This window comes from Mycoplasma yeatsii GM274B (assembly GCF_000875755.1).
GTDB lineage: Bacteria > Bacillota_I > Bacilli_A > Mycoplasmatales > Mycoplasmataceae > Mycoplasma > Mycoplasma yeatsii.
Genome location: NZ_CP007520.1, coordinates 157936 through 171581, shown reverse-complemented (window position 1 = coordinate 171581; position 13646 = coordinate 157936). Strand labels below are relative to the sequence as shown.

The 13646-nt window shown below is 27.3% G+C and carries 13 protein-coding genes; 3 read left to right on the top strand and 10 right to left on the bottom strand.

All coding sequences use genetic code 4. The features are described 5' to 3' along the window. The first annotated feature begins 95 nt into the window (after positions 1-95). A complete protein-coding gene (locus tag MYE_RS04345; RefSeq protein WP_052491380.1) occupies positions 96-2390 on the top strand; it encodes a BspA family leucine-rich repeat surface protein in 2295 nt (764 codons plus the stop codon). 254 nt (positions 2391-2644) lie between these two features. Further along, entirely contained in the window at positions 2645-4210 is a 1566-nt protein-coding gene (locus MYE_RS00730) for a BspA family leucine-rich repeat surface protein (RefSeq protein WP_052491379.1), read from the top strand. A gap of 144 nt (positions 4211-4354) precedes the next feature. On the opposite strand, the gene MYE_RS00725 is transcribed toward MYE_RS00730, so the two are convergent. Continuing rightward, a complete protein-coding gene (locus MYE_RS00725; RefSeq protein WP_042733133.1) occupies positions 4355-5488 on the bottom strand; it encodes a phosphatase PAP2 family protein in 1134 nt (377 codons plus the stop codon). Positions 5489-5620: 132 nt separating this feature from the next. On the opposite strand from MYE_RS00725, the gene MYE_RS00720 reads away from it, so the two are divergent. Further along, entirely contained in the window at positions 5621-6625 is a 1005-nt protein-coding gene (locus tag MYE_RS00720; RefSeq protein WP_042733132.1) for a 5'-3' exonuclease, read from the top strand. A 16-nt stretch (positions 6626-6641) separates the two neighbouring features. On the opposite strand, the gene MYE_RS00715 is transcribed toward MYE_RS00720, so the two are convergent. From MYE_RS00715 to MYE_RS00675, 9 genes are read right to left on the bottom strand one after another with little or no spacing between them, the layout of a single operon-like run. Next, positions 6642-6941, bottom strand: coding sequence for a F0F1 ATP synthase subunit epsilon (locus MYE_RS00715; protein ID WP_042733131.1), 300 nt, complete (start codon positions 6939-6941; stop codon positions 6642-6644). A 17-nt stretch (positions 6942-6958) separates the two neighbouring features. Beyond that, positions 6959-8389 (bottom strand): F0F1 ATP synthase subunit beta, encoded by a 1431-nt coding sequence (gene atpD / locus MYE_RS00710; protein ID WP_042733130.1) that lies wholly within the window; start codon positions 8387-8389, stop codon positions 6959-6961. 10 nt (positions 8390-8399) lie between these two features. Next, positions 8400-9257 carry an ATP synthase F1 subunit gamma gene (gene atpG / locus MYE_RS00705; protein WP_042733129.1) on the bottom strand — a complete coding sequence of 286 codons (858 nt, stop codon included), beginning with the start codon at positions 9255-9257 and terminating at the stop codon, positions 8400-8402. Positions 9258-9260: 3 nt separating this feature from the next. Further along, complete coding sequence (gene atpA / locus MYE_RS00700; protein WP_042733128.1) at positions 9261-10838, bottom strand: F0F1 ATP synthase subunit alpha; 1578 nt, start codon at positions 10836-10838, stop codon at positions 9261-9263. An 11-nt stretch (positions 10839-10849) separates the two neighbouring features. Continuing rightward, a complete protein-coding gene (locus MYE_RS00695; RefSeq protein WP_042733127.1) occupies positions 10850-11401 on the bottom strand; it encodes a F0F1 ATP synthase subunit delta in 552 nt (183 codons plus the stop codon). Positions 11402-11406: 5 nt separating this feature from the next. After that, positions 11407-11952 carry a F0F1 ATP synthase subunit B gene (gene atpF / locus MYE_RS00690; protein ID WP_174407387.1) on the bottom strand — a complete coding sequence of 182 codons (546 nt, stop codon included), beginning with the start codon at positions 11950-11952 and terminating at the stop codon, positions 11407-11409. Positions 11953-11973: 21 nt separating this feature from the next. Beyond that, entirely contained in the window at positions 11974-12285 is a 312-nt protein-coding gene (atpE, locus tag MYE_RS00685) for an ATP synthase F0 subunit C (RefSeq protein WP_004428092.1), read from the bottom strand. A 14-nt stretch (positions 12286-12299) separates the two neighbouring features. After that, positions 12300-13178, bottom strand: coding sequence for a F0F1 ATP synthase subunit A (locus MYE_RS00680; protein ID WP_042733125.1), 879 nt, complete (start codon positions 13176-13178; stop codon positions 12300-12302). Beyond that, positions 13178-13588, bottom strand: a complete 411-nt coding sequence (locus MYE_RS00675) for an MG406 family protein (protein WP_042733124.1) — start codon at positions 13586-13588, stop codon at positions 13178-13180. Before MYE_RS00675 ends, MYE_RS00680 begins: the two co-directional genes overlap by 1 nt. Positions 13589-13646 lie beyond the last annotated feature (58 nt).

Here is a 13646-nt window from a genome sequence, read left to right as displayed (position 1 = left end):
TGCACACGCTCGATTTTTGTCAAGTCTTTTTTTTTTTTTTTTGATTTTATAATTACCTAAAATATGTTATTTATACAAATTTAGAAAGGGATATTATGAAATTAAAAGCTAAATTAATAATCACTGGTGCTGTAGCGCTTGCTTCATCTGGTGCAGCAACAACTACTTGATATGTTTATACTCAAAAATCAAAAAGCGTTCATTTAAACTCATTACTTACTAATCTAGATTTAGGAATAATTGATCAAGATGAATTAAATAATAAAAATGAGCTTACTAGAATAATAGCTAACTTAAATACAAACTCTAAAATAGATTTTAATAAATTAGATTTTAATATCCAAGATAATAAAATTATTGTAAAACCTAATAAAGATGGTCAAAAAGATTATAAAGGTGAGGTTGAACTTATTTTTCAATTAAGTAAAGAGTTAGGTAGTGTGATAAATGTAACTAACTTAGGAAGAATTAATAGATCTGATAAAACTAATCGAAATTTATTATTGAATTTAATAAAAGAAAAGAATCCTAGTTTAGATACTGATAAGATACAATTAGAAATTCAACAAAATAAAGTTATTGTAAAACCTAAAGCTGGTGACAAAACCTATAAAGGAGAAGTTGAGATCACATTTAGCTTGAGTGCTTCATTATCAAGTGTAATAAATGTAAGAAACTTAGGAATAATTAATGAATCTGATAAAAGTGATAAAAATTTATTATTGAATTTAATAAAACAAAAGAATCCTCGTTTAGATACTGATAAAGTAGAATTAGTAGTTCAAGAAAATAAAATTATTGTAAAACCTAAAGCTGGAGATAATACTTATGAGGGTGAAGTTGAAATTGATTTTGAAATTTTCACTGAACAAGATAAGCAAAATATCGAAAAGATTAATTTAGTTTGAAATAAAGAATTTAAAGACAATTTTAGAACAAATGACGGTCCTGTTGATTTTGATTTAGGATGAGTAGCTACAAAAAATCAAATATTAAAATTATTTACTGAAAGATTAAATGATAATGGATTAAATAATGTAAATATTAGTTATTTAGAAAAGCCTTTAAATGATTTTGATAGACCTAGAGAAAATGAAGTTCTAAAATTTGTTTATAAAGGCGTTACTATCAAACTAAATGTAGGAAAATTTAATGCAAAAGATGTGTTTGATGATTATCATGAATACGAAAAGGGTAGTCAAAATAAAAAAGTAACTAAAATAGGTTCTTTTATTAGTAATGGTGGTTTATTTCATATAGCAAGATTTAAACATAGTGTACAAGAAGTCCCTGATCAATTACCTAGCTTCATTAAGGATCTAAGTAAAGCTTTTCAAGGAAGTAGTAATCAAACTATTAAAGGTATTGAAAAATGAGATACAAAAAACGTTAAAAGAATGTCTTATACATTTTATGATGCTACAAAATTCAATCAAAATATCTCTGGTTGAGATACTTCTAATGTAACTGATATGAGTGGAATGTTTAGGTCAAGTGGTTTCAATCAAAACATAGGAAACTGAAACACTTCTAAAGTAGTTAAGATGAATTGTATGTTCACTAATAATAAAGTGTTTAATAAAGATATATCTAGTTGAGATACTTCTAAAGTAACTAATATGAGTGAAATGTTTTATGGGGCTGAAAAATTTAATCAAGATATCACTAAATGAAATACAAATAGTTTAAAAAATACTGAATCTATGTTTAAAGAGGCAAAAATTTTTAACCAAGATATAAATACAAAAGAAGTAGAAAGAAAAGATGGTTCAAAATATACTGCTTGAGATGTATCAAATGTAATTAATATGAGTGAAATGTTTAGTCGTGCTGAAGCATTTGATAAACCACTAAATAATTGAAATGTTTCAAATGTAAAAAACATGTCAAAAATGTTTAATGTTTCAAACTTTAATCAAGATATAGGTAATTGAAATACTGAGAATGTAACTGATATGCAAAGTATGTTTGCAGGAGCTGAAAAGTTCAATCAATACATAGGTAATTGAAATACTTCAAATGTCAAAAATATGCATAATATGTTTTATAAAGCAAAAACTTTTAACCAAGATATAAATACAAAAGAAGTAGAAAGAAAAGATGGTTCAAAATATACTGCTTGAGATGTATCAAAAGTTAAAAGTATGTCTGACATGTTTTGATCAGCTGAATCATTTAACAAAGATATATCAAGCTGAGATACTTCTAAAGTCACTACTATGAATAATATGTTTTGATTTGCTAAATCATTTGAACAAAACATTAGCACTTGAGATGTTGATAATGTCGAATTCTATAACCGATTCATTAATAAAGAAAGTAAGTTAAAACTTGAATTTATTCCAGAGAAATTTAGAGCTAAAATAAAAGAAGAATTAAACAAAAAATAGCACATAAGTGCTATTTTTAATTTTTATAATCAAATCAAGATCTACAAATGAGAATGTTATTAAAACTATAAAATTCTTTTTTATAGAAGAGAGCACTATATCAGTTAAAAATTTATGTGTGTTTTCCTTTTTTTGAGTATATTCAAATTAATTGTTTTGAGTTTTATTATTTAATTTCTGATAGATATTTTACACTTGATTTCAAAAAAAAAAAAAAATAGAATTAATTTATATGCAAAAAAAGTGGGGATAAAATGAAGAAATTATTATTGTTAATTTTAACTACAACTACAGCTTTAGCTTCAATAGGTACAGGAGTTGGTATAACAATTGTTAAAAACAAAAAACTTCACATATCGAAAATAATAACTAAAAAAGAAATTGGTTTGATCAGAGTTAAGGATATAACAATAGAAAATATAAAAGAAAAAGTAGTTCAATTAAATCCTGAAATTAAAGAATTTTCTTCAAATTTTACCTTAGAATTAATAAGTGATTACAGAGCGAAGTTAAAAGCAAAAGATGAGAATCCTAAATTTACTGGAGAAGTTGAAATTAAATTTATAAGAATAGATAATGATGCATCTCTTGATAATGATCGTAGATCTGTTGATGTTCATAATTTAAGAGGTAGAAGTAGTGATGGGGTTCTATCTTACTATAGAGTCTTTGGTAATCGATGGAAAATCGAACGTTTTGATAAAAAAGTAAATAGCGTTCCAGAAGAATTACCTTGATTTATAACAGATTTAAATTCTGTCTTTGAACATAATGAAAATGAAGAAATAAAAGGTTTAGATAAGTGAGATACTTCAAACGTCACTGAAATGGATGGTGTCTTTAGTTTTGCAAAAAAATTTAATGGAGATGTTACAAATTGAAACACCTCAAATGTAACTAATATGAGAAGAATGTTTCAAGGTGCTGAAAGCTTTAATCAAGATATATCTAAATGAGATACTTCTAAAGCAATAAATATGGAATTTATGTTTGATGGAGCTAAATCCTTCAACCAAGATATATCTAGTTGAGACACTTCGAATGTGATTAACTTAGGTCATATGTTTGCTGTAGCTGAAAGCTTTAATCAAGATATAGGTAATTGAAATACTTCAAACGTAGTGAATATGATTTCTATTTTTAGAGGAGCTAAAAACTTTAATCAAGATATCTCATCTTGAGATACTTCAAATGTAACTGATATGCGAGGTGTGTTTATAAACGCTGAAAGCTTTAATCAAGATATATCTAAATGAGATACTAAGAATGTAACTAAAATGGCTCATATGTTTTACAAAGCTAGAAGTTTTAATCAGGACATAAGCAATTGAGACACTTCGAAAGTAACAGATATGCAATCAATGTTTGAAGAAGCAACGCAATTTAACCAACCATTAAACAACTGAAACACATCTAGTGTAACTAATATGAGTAGAATGTTTACTCGTGCTTCAAATTTCAACCAAGATATATCTAACTGAGATACTTCAAATGTAACTGATATGCGAGGTGTGTTTATAAACGCTGAAAGCTTTAATCAAGATATATCTAAATGAGATACTAAGAATGTAACTAAAATGGCTCATATGTTTTACAAAGCTAGAAGTTTTAATCAGGACATAAGCAATTGAGACACTTCGAAAGTAACAGATATGCAATCAATGTTTGAAGAAGCAACGCAATTTAACCAACCATTAAACAACTGAAACACATCTAGTGTAACTAATATGAGTAGAATGTTTACTCGTGCTTCAAATTTCAACCAAGATATATCTAACTGAGATACTTCAAATGTAACAGATATGCAATCAATGTTTTAAGGAGCAGAATCGTTCGATCAGAATGTTTCTGGTTGAAATGTTAATAAAGTTAAAGAATTTAACAATTTTATTAAAGATGCTAATAAAATGGATGATAGTAAAATTCCAATGAAATTTAGAAAAATAGAAAAATAGCACAAAGTGCTATTTTTTGTTATTTGTTCTTTGTTTGATTTTTTCTCCAATTTTGTGAACGACTCAAATTAAAGGTAATCCAAATAAATAAGAAAAACAAACATCTGAAAATCAATGACCTCTATCGACAACTAAAGCACAACTCATAGATAGTAAGTGTAATAAGGAGATTACTAAGAAAATAATATTTACATAACTTAATTTCTTTTTATTTGATAAAAAGAAAAAGAATGTTGTTGACATTGTTAAAGTTCCAATTATATGACCTGACGGAAATGCCCATTCTACTCACTTATGATAGAAATTTAGATCTTGACGTGGATGAAACATTGTTCCATTTATTACATATCAAGGTCAATCACCATCAATATTAATTACCTTATTACCATCAACTAAACCATGTTTAAACTCAGTTTGATTTAAATAAATATTAACTCAATCTTGATGACCTTCTTGTTTCATTTTTTCTAATAGATCAGCATAAATAACATTGTAATAATAAACTCTAGAAGTCATTCCTTTTAATAAAACAATAATAATATATGTTACTATAGCAAATAAGATCACTTTAATAGATTCAATTCAATATTGATTTGATAAGAAGTTTTGAGATCTAGCAAACTTAAAATGTAATAAACAAAAACCAACGATCATAATTAAATGAGTAACAATAATTGAAAATATAAGAGCAACTTTTCTATAATGCATACTCATTAAAAATACAGCATCTCCATCAACTCCAAATCCATTACCTTTTTTAAGTTGAAAATAAGATCCAGTTGATAGAACTGATAAAGATGAAATTAATATTGCTAAATAGATTACTTTTATAATTCATTTATTTTTACTTCAAAAGTTTAACTGATTATTTTGTGATTTATGTAAAAATCAACTTTCAACAAAAACCATACAAGCAAAACATATAAATGGTGTTAATAACATATTACCTAACATTTCATAAATAACTGCTCAATATTTACCTATTTCATAATTTAAAGCTTTTTCACAAAATTTAGATATTTTGAGATCTGTTTTATAAGGTGTAGAAATCACCAAACCTATCACAGCTAATATAAAAAGTATTAATAAACTAAAAAATATAGTGTAAAAAACTGAACTTTTCTTTTTAAATTTAATATTCATTCAACACCTCGTCTATATTTATAACATCTTATACAATATTTAATTTTATCTTAAATTGTTAATTAATATTACCCTTATTTTATCTTTTACTTTTTAGTGTTATTATTAAATACGTAAGGATTGATTAGAACAATGATTACGAAAAATGAAACCAAACCGATTTTACTAATTGATGGTTATCATTTATTGCATAAAGGCTATTACGGTACTTTAAAAAGAAAGAAAATTTCAACTAATAAAGATGGAATTATAATTAATGCTGTTTATACATTTGCAGCAAATATATTTAAATTTATTAATTCAAACAACTATCATTGTATTATAGTTACTTTTGATATTGATAAAGAATCTTTTAGAAAACAATTATATCCAAACTATAAAGCAAAAAGAAAAGAAACACCAGCAGATCTAATTCCTCAAATGAAACTAGTTAGAGAGTTTTTAACTGCAGCAAATATTCCTTGATATGAAAAAGAACCTTATGAAGGTGATGATGTCATGGGAACTATTAGTAGAATTGCAAATAAATTAGGATATGAAGTTAGAATTCTTTCTAATGATAAAGATACATTTCAATTAGTAAATGACAAAACTTATATAATTACAAATATTAGTAAAAAAGACGCTACTCATATAATTACTGAAAAAGAAGTTTATGAGCATTTTTCTTGTTCTCCTAAACAAGTTGCTGATATTAAAGCATTACTAGGAGATAGTAGTGACAATATTAAAGGTGTTAAATATATGCGACATAAACAAGCGTATATGTTATTAGAAAAATATAAAAATGTTGAAACAATTATTGAAAACATTGATAAATTACCTAAACCTTTGAAAAAAACTATTTCTGAAAATAAAGATTTATTAATTTTAAATAAACAAATAACAACTATTTTAACTAATTTAAAATTAGGAAAAATTAATTTTAAACCTACTAGAGTTACTTATTATAAATTAATTAGATTTTTAAAATCTCAACAAATGTATTCTTTTATTAAACCTATTAGAAATAAAATTGAAGAGTTTAATAAAAATCGTTCAAATAATAGTCAGAACAACAAGAAAATAACTAGTAAGAAGAATTACAAAAAGGTAGTTACTAATAAAGTTAGTAAAACAAAAAGTCAATCTAAGTAGATTGACTTTTTAATTATTAGTCTATTTTGATTGGTGTTTCTAGTCTGCTTCCGTTTTCATCAACTAAATATAAGTTTTCAGTTATTATCTTACATTCAGTTTGACTAACAGTCATTAATCCACCACTAACGTGAACATAAGTTAATTGGTTATTTATTTTAAAATTTAAATCACTAATTTTTAAAGCAGTTACAAATGGAGCCATATTTGCTAATATACCCATATCTCCATCAATAGTTTTAACATTAATTATATCTACTTCTTTACCGTTGATAAAAATACCATTTGGAGTAATAATTTTAAGTTTGATTGCCATAGTTTGTTTTCCTAAAATTATTTTTTATCATTTTTAAATTTCATAATAACATCATCAATTGTTGATGCATATAAGAAGTATGATTCAGGAATATTATCTACTTCACCATCTAAAATAGATTTAAATGATCTAACAGTATCAGCTACTTTTACAAATACTCCGGCTCTTCCTGTAAATTTTTCACCAACAAAGAATGACTGAGATAAGAAGTTTCTTATTTTTCTTGCTCTTTGAACAACTAATTTATCTTCTTCACTTAATTCATCCATACCTAGAATTGCAATAATTGATTGTAAATCACGGTATTTTTGCAATGTTTCTTGTACACCTAATGCAGTTTGATAATGATCTAATCCTACAATTTCTGGATCTAACATACGAGATGATGAAGCTAGCGGATCAACTGCTGGATAAATTCCTAAACTAGCAATAGATCTATCTAAAACAATACGCGCATCTAAGTGAGTAAAAGTAGTTGCAGGTGCTGGATCAGTTAAGTCATCAGCAGGCACATAAACAGCTTGAACTGAAGTGATTGATCCATTTTTTGTTGAAGTAATACGTTCTTGAAGCGCACCCATTTCAGTAGATAGTGTTGGTTGGTATCCTACAGCTGAAGGCATACGTCCTAATAAGGCAGAAACTTCTGCTCCAGCTTGTGTAAATCTAAAGATGTTGTCAATGAATAATAACACATCCATGTTTTTCTTATCTCTAAAATATTCAGCCATTGTTAATCCAGTTAATGCAACACGCATACGTGCTCCTGGTGGTTCGTTCATTTGACCAAATACTAAACTTGTTTTGTCTAAAACTCCAGCTTCAATAAATTCGTAGTATAGATCATTTCCTTCTCTAGTTCTTTCTCCAACTCCAGCAAACACCGAAACTCCGTTGTGTGCTTTTGCGATGTTATTGATTAACTCTTGAATTAAAACAGTTTTACCAACTCCAGCTCCGCCGAATAATCCAACTTTTCCTCCTTTAGAAAATGGAATCATTAAATCGATAACTTTAATTCCTGTTTCTAAAATTTCAGTAGTTGTAACTAATTCATCATAACTAGGAGCATCACGGTGAATTGGTAATCTTTCACCTTCAACATCTGGTTTTTCATCAATAGGATCACCTAAAACATTGAACATACGACCTAATACAACATCTCCAACTGGAGCTTGAATAGGTTTTCCAGTATTTTTAACTTCTAATCCACGAGTTAATCCATCAGTTGGTCCCATGGCGATTGTTCTAACTATTTCATCACCAATACTTTGTTCAACTTCTAAAACAAGTTTTACACCGTTATTATCAACTACTAAAGCATCATAAATCATAGGGATGTTATTTTCACTAAATTTAACATCAACAACAGGACCCATAACTTGAACTATTTTACCTGTTGATACAAATTCAGTAGATTCTTGACTTGGTTTTTTATTTGATTTCATTTTATCCCTCCTAATTTGATTGTGCATTAGCACCAGAAACAATTTCGCTTATTTCTTGAGTAATAGCACCTTGTCTGTCACGGTTATATTTTAAGCTTAAAGTTTGTTCTAAACCTTTACCGTTATTAGTTGCATTTTCCATTGCATTTCTTCTAGAAGCTTGTTCGCTAACTTGAGATTCAACTATTGTTCCATATAAAACAGAATTTAAATATAAACTGATTGCTGTGTCTAAAATTTCTTCTGCACTTGGTTCAAAAACAATTTTAGCTTTTGAACTATTATTTTCTTGTTCTTTATCATTTATTTTAATAATTGGAAATAGTCTTAATATTGATGCTTCATAAGTAACGTTATTGATATATTTAGTATAAACTAGTCTAATATCATCAAATTCACCACTTGTGTAAAATGATAAAATATCGTTTCCTAATAGTCTAGCTTGTTCGTTTGTAAAATTAATATCAACATCAGTTTTTTCTGCTTTAATTTTTACTTTTCTTGCTTTGTAAAATGAAACAGCTTTTGATCCGATTGCATATACTTGATCATTAGGTTTAATGTTTTCCATAACTAATTTATTAACATTGGAATTGTAAGCTCCACATAATCCTAAATTTGAATTAATAACAATTCATAATGTCTTTTTTAATGATTTTTCATCATCTTTTAAATAAATAGACTTATCTGAATTAGTGATAATGTTGTTAAATAATGTATAAACTTCAGTTACATATTGATGTGTTTCAACTACTCTTTTACCAATTTTACGTAATTTAGCACTTGCTACAAGTTGCATTGCATTAGTAATTTTTCCGATGTTTTTAACTGAAGAAATTTCTGCTTTTAAACCACTTAAATTTGGCATAAACTATTTTCCTAAACTTTCATAATCAGCAAGTGATCCATATTGTTCTGGTTTGTAATCTTTAATAGTGTGAGTAATTCTTGCTACAATTTTTTCTGCTTCTTTTAGAATTGATTTTTCTAGTTGATCGTCAAATACTTTGTCTTTTTCTAATTTTTGATATAACTTTTTAGCTGTACTATCTTTAGCAAAATGACGTAAAACTTCATTTTTAAATTCTGCAACAAAATCAAGAGGAAGTCATTTAATTAAGTGAGATTTGATAGTTAATAATAATATAGCTTCTTCTGTTTGAGATAATGGGCTGTATTGTTTTTGAATTAACATTTTAATAATTCTTGCACCTTGATCAAGTTTAGCTTTAGTAGATTCGTCCAGATCTGATCCAAATTTAGCAAATGATTGTAATTCATAGTATTGGGCTAATTCTAATTTTAAAGTTCCAGAAACTTGTTTAATTGATTTGATTTGAGCAGATGATCCAACACGAGAAACAGAAGGACCGATGTCAACAGCTGGTCTTACACCTTGGTTAAACAATTCACTTGATAAGAAGATTTGTCCATCAGTAATTGAAATAACATTAGTTGGAATATATGCTGAAATATCTCCTGCTTGAGTTTCGATAATTGGTAGAGCTGTAATTGATCCTCCACCATATCTTTCATTAACTCTAGCAGCACGTTCTAATAAACGAGAGTGTAAGTAGAAAACATCTCCAGGATAAGCTTCACGACCTGGTGGTCTTCTTAATAGAAGCGACATTTCACGATAAGCAACAGCATGTTTTGATAAATCATCATAAATGATTAAAACATCTTGTCCATTTTCCATTCACTCTTCAGCTATTGTTACTCCTGTATATGGTGCTAGATATTGAAGTGGTGCTGGTGCACTAGCTCCAGCATTAACTACAACTGTATATTCCATTGCACCATGTTTTTTAAATTTCTCAACAACTTGAACAACTGTAGAATCTTTTTGACCAATTGCTACATAAATACATTTAACGTTTTTTCCTTTTTGATTAAGAATTGCATCAACTGCAATTGCAGTTTTTCCTGTTTGACGATCACCAATGATTAACTCACGTTGACCACGTCCGATAGGAATAGCTGAATCGATTGCTAAAATTCCTGTTTCTAAAGGTTGAGAAACTGATTTACGTGCCATAACACCAGTTGCTACTCTTTCAACTGGTCTTGATTTTGTTGTTTCGATTGGTCCTAAATCATCAATTGGATGACCTAGTGCATTAACAATACGTCCGATCATTTTATCACCAACTGGTGTTTCAACAACCTTACCAGTTCTTTTAACAAAATCTCCTTCTTTTACTAAAGTTTCATCACCTAAAATAACAGCTCCAACAGCACCTTCTTCTAAGTTTAAAACCATACCATAAACATCATTAGGAAAAATTAATAATTCACCCATCAATGCTTTATCTAATCCATAAATTAAAGCAACACCATCACCAATAGTAACAACTGTTCCTTGTTCTGATTCAACAACTTTTTTACCGTAATTTTTGATTTGTCGTTCAATCATTTCAGAGATTTCTTTGATATTAAAACTCATTTTTTAACCTCCTATTCACCTTTTATTGCTTGATATTTCATAGATTCTAATTTAGCTTGAATAGAACCATCAAATATTTTGCCATCAACATAAACTTTAACTCCACCTATTAATGAAGAATCAATTTTGTTAATTAAGTCTATTTTTTTATTAATTTGTTTTGAAATTTTTTGTTCAATCATTTCTATTTGTTTTTTAGTTAATTCTTCAGTTGATCAAACAATACCTGAAACTATTTTTCTAGAAGCTAATAATTTTTGATATAAAACTTTTAAAATATCTCTAAAATTTATAAAAGCTTGTATTTCAACTAATAATTTCATAGCGTTAATAAGATGTATATTAAACCCAAATCCAGTAAAAGTTTCATCAATTATAGATATCGATCTACTTTTTTGTTCATTAGTTGAAAAAGATAAAATTTTTGCAAAATCATCTTTATCTCTTAAAACACGAATTAAAACATCTGTTTGTTCAATAAATTCATCAACTAAATTTTCTTCTATTGCGATATTTGACAAGGCTACAGCTCAGTTGTTAATAACTTTTTCTTTTAATAACATAGTTTTTAATCTAAGTTTTTAATAAATTCGTCAACTAATTGTTTATTTTTTTCTTTATCAATTTCTTGATTTAAGATTTTTTCAGCTGCACCAAAAGCTAAGTTTACAATTGTATTTTTAATTTCATCTTCAGCTTTTAAACGTTCTTGAGCAATAGAATTTTTAGCTTGATTTTGAATGTTTCTTGCTTGAGTTGTTGCATTATCAATGATTTGATTTTTTTGAGCTTCAGCATCAATTTTTGCACTTTTAATAATTGATAATGATTCAGTTTTAGCATTTTCTAATAAAGAATTTGCTTTTTGAACTTGAATGTTTGCTTGTGATTGTTTTTCAATAGCATCAGTTAAAACTTCATTGATTTTTTCTCTATGTTTATCAATTGCTTGTCTGAATGGTTTATAAACTAATTTTGATAAAACAATGACTAAAACGATTGTTGCTAATACATGGGCAATAAAATTAGGTAAGTTTGGAAAAAGGCTTGCAACAATGTCAGGCACTCCTTGAGTTTGAGCGAATAAAACACTATTAAATAAACTAAACATAATAATAATCTTTCTATTTTCTAACTAAACAACAAAGATTAATAAAATAGCAATAACTAATGAATAAATAGCACCAGATTCAGCAATACCAGCTGCAATAATCATTGTTGAAGTAATTTTTCCGGCCATTTCAGGGTTACGTCCAATAGCAAGACACGCTCCTTGACCAACTGCTCCTTGACCAACTCCAGCACCAAGAACTCCAACCATTGAAACTCCTGCTCCTAGGTATTTTAATCCTGTACCAGTATCTGAAGCTAATAAATTAGGTAAAATGATTGATAATGCAGTAATGTAATTTGCTAATACGTTTGATACAAATGCTGTATATAACATGATTTTTTCTCCTTTTAATTTAATTGAATAATTTGTTTTTGATTTCGTGAATCGTGTTCTATTCACATATTTTCAACTGCCTCATATGCCTTATGAGACTCTTCATCAATTTGAATTTGCTCTCCTCAATAAGATAGAGTTAACATAGTAAATACTATAGATTGAATTAATCCGTCAAATAAATCGAAATAGATATGTAACATTGGAGCTAATGGGGTCGTAAATATGTTCAATCCTGCTCAAAAATATTTATATTGTAATTTTCAAGCTTCATTAGCATCAGGAAACTCAGATGGATTTCATATGTAATAAGAAATTCAATGATTATCAACAGATTCTGTTGCTCAACTTAATTGAAAACCTATTAATAAAGCATACAATAATCCTAAAATAATCGATCCACCTAAAAGGTTACCAAACAAACGGAAAGATATTGAAAGTAGTGGGGTAAATTGTGAAAATATTTCAATTGGATTTATGTAACGATGAGTAAATCCCATTCTTTGATATTTAAAACCAAAATAATAAATCATTACAAAAGTAACTAATCCCATTGAAAATGTAACTGTAAATGATGTTGTTTGAGATTCAAATCCTAGTAGCGAAACTACTGATCCTAAAAAGATATAAGATAATAAATACATTGCATACGGTGTAGCTTTTTTATATTTTTTACCTAGAATTGAAGTAACAATATTTTCAACTGATAATACAAACATATTTATTAAAACTAAAAATCCAGACATTTTTTCGTCTACTTTATGAGATCTAATTTTCTTATTATAAATAATAGAAATTGTACAAACAAAAGCAGTTACTAGAAAAATAGTGATTAATGAACTAGTAAAACTATCTCATTTTTTAAAATTGTCAGCTATTGACATCAATGTCATTAACTTACTTCCCCCTTTCTTTTTTTATTTCTAATATCTAAATATGAACTTAATGGTAATAAAAACACTGTAGATAAACCAATTAGTATAGATAGATAGTTAAAAATTTTTCCATCATAAAATATTAAAGATAAGAAAAATGGAACAACATACAAACCGATTCTAACGAGAAACATAAAATAAAATAGAAAAGGATTTTCATACTTAATCATAAGTTCTCTAGTGTAAAACAACACAATCAATCCTAAAATCGATGAAATCTGACCTAGAACTAATCCAGTTAACCAATTTCATGCTATTGTTCTTGTACCAACCAAAATCGCAAAAACAATAACAAAAAATGATATTCATAATAAATTAACAATCAAGGCTATTTTTGTTAAATTCCTTGAAAGTGCTTGTTTTAACATCTTTTATAGAACCTCTCTTTGATATGGTAGTCCATGATATAATTTTACTCCTTTTTGT